Consider the following 3,858-nt stretch of genomic DNA (forward strand, 5'->3'; position numbering starts at 1 on the left):
CAGAATTTGCTTGGCGACCATAGCGTTATGGACCCACCTGATTCCATGCCGAACTCAGTAGTGAAACGTAACAGCGCCGATGGTAGTGTGGGGTCTCCCCATGTGAGAGTAGGACATCGCCAGGCTTTAAATACCGTCGAAAAGGCCATCCGAAAGGATGGCCTCTTCGCCTGTATGCAAGATGGTGTCCACCCCGCAGTCGCCCGCCGTATTCGCGGGTTAGTCCAGTTCGCAGCATAGCTGCTCTCGTTCCGAAAACACCCGGCGCATGCGCCTTAAAACGTGCTTTCTCCACCCCCATGTGAGAGTAGGATATCGCCAGGCTTCTAATTTTCTTTCACTTTTTGAAAAAGTGAAGATAAAAAGCAGAAGAAGCCCTGACCTGACGGTCAGGGCTTTTTTGCATCTGCCACTTTCCAAATTCATGATGGCTACTGACACAACAGTTGTTCAACACTCAACAAAAAGGCCATCCGTAAGGATGGCCTTTTGACGTATAAAGCTAAATGAAGAACTAGTTTACTTCAGCAACTCGGCTTGAGCGATCTCCTGATACGGTGCGGATAAGTGCGCTAGTCACTGCAGGCGCTTGATTCGCATCGTAGGTTTGCCAGCTTTGACCATTGTCAATGGAGTATTCAATCGCAAGGCCAGGGAAAGCACTGTTCGCTTTCAATACGCCAGCTTCGATGATGCCGCCAGGTACTGGCAGGTTAAAGGCGATACCACCTTCTTCCAGACTAGGCATGATGTTTTTCGCAACAAGGTTTGCGAACTGATTGTAGCCAGCATTACGTGCCGCCTCATCAACCAACTTGCCGTCTGCATCGTGAGCTTCCCATGACGCCGAATGCCAAGCACGCTCTGCCAACGCGATTGCGCGAGGGAAGGTCATGCCTTCGAACTGTGCTTCTGTACGGATAGTTTCACTCCAGATAGAGCCCTGAAGACCCAGAACGTTTTCTGGACGCTCAAGTGTTTTCACTCCAGCTGCGTTGAGCACTTCTTCTTTAGTGATTGGCGCGCCAGCACGGGTAAAGTCAGCGTTCGCGTACAAGTCATCTGGCATAAAGCCGAATGACTTGCGGGTGTCAGTGAAACGTGGAGCCCAATAATAACCGCGCTCTTCTGGATCTGGCTCATACGGGTGGTCGAAGTAGAAGTGAGTTGCTTGGTTATAAATCACGCCATAGCCATTGTTGGCAAGGTTGTAAGCGCGGTCTGCAACGCCCCATTCCCAGATGTTCTGCCATGCATTACCAGTCACCTGCGCGTTCACCATTTCACCACGTGGGTAAACTTTGTTGTTGTGCATCAGGCCATCTTCCCAACCACCCAAATCAAGGTTATGGCTAGCCGTAATGGCAGAGATACGTTCAACGAAGTATTGGCTTAGCTCGTCAATGGTAGAGATGCCATGGCTGTTATTTGCAAGGAATGCCTGACAAACAGGAGAGTCTTTCCATGCACCAGCGATTTCATCACCACCGAAGTGGAAGGTTTTGAGTGGCTGAATATCCTGATGAAGGGCAACCAATGAACCAACAACGGTATCAACGAAGTTGTAGGTTGATTCCATACAAACGTTCATGGCGTTATCGGTGAACATCTGTACTGACAGGTATTCTGTGGTGTCGTCAGGATCGCTCAGGCGGAACTCATTGGCTTTAACCAAATCACCTAGCGCGGCAAATTTCTCAAAGCGCGCGTCCATCGCTTTGATAGCAGCGTGCGCGTGGCCCGGCATATCAACTTCAGGGATTACCTCAATGCTTAGCGCTTTAGCTGCGGCCAGGATTTCCTTGTAGTCAGTCTGAGTGTAGAAGCCATTGGATTCGGCTGTGCCATCAGGGCCAGCGCCAAGGAATGGCAGTACACACGTGGTTTCAGTGAGGTCATGACAACGCTTTGAGCCAACATCAGCGAGTTCTGGCAGCTCTGGGATTTCAATACGCCATGCTTCATCGTCACTCAGGCGAAGGTGAAGTTTATTCAGTTTTACCGCAGCCATCTGGTCGAGTAATTCCAGTACAGATTCTTTGCTGCGGAAGTTACGTGCTGCATCAATGGAAAGTCCACGGTAAGCAAAGCGCGGGGCATCGGCGATCGAAGCTTCAGGCACTGTGCTGTTGTCTGTTAATTGAATGAGTGATTGTGCAGCATACAACGCTCCTGCGGCGTCAACTGCGTTGATCTCAATCTTTTCTTCTGCTGAGGATACACTCAACTCGTAAGCTTCTTCCCATTTGGCTTTACCATCAATGGTGACTTGGCCCCAACCAACATGAATCACTTTGGATTGGTTAGGAGACCAAGGCGCTGCGGTTAAGCCAAACTGCTTAGCGATAAACTCTGCCTGGGTTTGGTAACCATTGTCGTAAACCACTACCCAAGATGGATCGATAGTGAGCTCACCTTCCCCGAAGCTAATTGAAGCAGGTGTAGGGATAACCCCCTTTGCGTCAGCAATCTTGCTGAGATCGCTGTTTTTCGCGTAACGATCGGCAGCCGTGAACGGGTCGTAGAAATCGGTGATGCTGCCGCCATAGCGCTTCCACTGTAGCTCAGTGTCAAAATCAGACACAAAAGGTAGCTCTTCACCTGGCTTAGTCGGTACTTCACCATTGATGGTGTTGCTTGTGCTGGCAATCAGAGCGGTATCACCATTGTCGGAAACTAGATACCAGTTTGGCATAACGTCGGTTTTCGCGACTTGCCAGAATTCGGATAAGAATTCGATATCAAGCGACTGTCCCGGTTTGAGGGGAGAAAAAGAAGTAGTAGGTTCGATCTTGAAGATATCACCGTTAACGTGAGAAACCTTAAGCGTATCTGTTGCTAAAGGTTTGATCATGCGGATGTGGCTGAAGTAAATAGCCCATCCTGACGATGGCAGCGCCGTTGCACTGTCATTGGTGAGAGAAATGACACCTTTGAACGTACGCCACTCATCTTGCTGGTTATCGATGACTGAGTAAGTCAGGTCAAGACCTTGGCCCAACTGAGTTAACTCCTGTGAAGAGACTGCATAACTCGGTGCCGCCAATGCTCCAGATATAGCGGCTGCCAATAAAGCGTGTTTTAACATCAGTTTGCTCCTTTAATTTCTAAAGCGAAATAAATCATAGAAGAGCATAACGATGAAAAAAGGCAGGGTAATTAGTTGCGAGGGAAGACTTTTCCTTTTGCAAATTCGGTCATCGATTGACGCTGAAATAGGGGGCATTTCAATAGAATGTTTTCGTTGACCGCACAATGTACAGAAAAATGGCTATACATATCGATCAATATGCGCTCTTTATTTTCCCCTGCTAATTTATTCAAATTTCATATTTTCAATATCTTGTTTTGAAGCAAAGGTTCGCCTTGGATCAAACTAGAATGAAATGTTGTGACTAGGTTTTTATATTAATTTTTGCATTCATGATGAGATGTATACCCAAACTCGCTGAATTCTGCATCTTCAGGTTGTTTGGCTATATGAGAACGCAGTGACGGAGAAGAATGATGAAGAGATTACTTGGCGTTACGATGGCGGCCTCTCTGCTGGCCGCTTGTGCTTCCCCATTGCCTCACCAATATGCGTGTGAGGATGGCCAGATGTTCGGTGCTATGGTGATGTCAGACTACGCGTTGATTCATGTCAATGATGCTGAGTATGAACTTCCCCGAATTCGATCTGCTTCCGGCGCGCAATATGAACTGGAAGATGGCTCTGTGGGGCTATATACAGAAGTGGCCCCCAATTTTCGGACATGACTTTAAGTGATTGATCTGTTTTGATAGTCCCCAGAAAGACTGGAGCAGATGATGACAAGAAAACGTAGAAACCACTCACCCGAATTTAAAGCGAAGGTG

Annotated in this window: 2 protein-coding genes and 1 rRNA gene; 2 read left to right on the forward strand and 1 reads right to left on the reverse strand. The window is 48.1% G+C overall.

The annotated features are described in order from the left end of the window. Window positions 1–9: 9 nt before the first annotated feature. Window positions 10–125, forward strand: a 5S ribosomal RNA gene (rrf, locus tag GMA8713_RS25180). 389 nt (window positions 126–514) lie between these two features. On the opposite strand, the gene GMA8713_RS25185 is transcribed toward rrf, so the two are convergent. Then, window positions 515–3,088: a beta-N-acetylhexosaminidase gene (locus GMA8713_RS25185; protein ID WP_084387840.1), complete on the reverse strand. Its 2,574-nt coding sequence runs from the start codon at window positions 3,086–3,088 to the stop codon at window positions 515–517. A gap of 416 nt (window positions 3,089–3,504) precedes the next feature. On the opposite strand from GMA8713_RS25185, the gene GMA8713_RS25190 reads away from it, so the two are divergent. Further along, window positions 3,505–3,759, forward strand: a complete 255-nt coding sequence (locus GMA8713_RS25190) for an MliC family protein (RefSeq protein WP_232314576.1) — start codon at window positions 3,505–3,507, stop codon at window positions 3,757–3,759. Window positions 3,760–3,858 lie beyond the last annotated feature (99 nt).

This window comes from Grimontia marina (assembly GCF_900060185.1).
In the GTDB taxonomy this organism is placed as follows: domain Bacteria; phylum Pseudomonadota; class Gammaproteobacteria; order Enterobacterales; family Vibrionaceae; genus Enterovibrio; species Enterovibrio marinus.

Excerpts from the sequence above, each read along its gene's own strand:
- GMA8713_RS25190 (WP_232314576.1), top strand. The coding sequence starts at position 3,505 with ATGATGAAGAGATTACTTGGCGTTACGATGGCGGCCTCTCTGCTGGCC.
- GMA8713_RS25185 (WP_084387840.1), bottom strand. The coding sequence starts at position 3,088 with ATGTTAAAACACGCTTTATTGGCAGCCGCTATATCTGGAGCATTGGCG.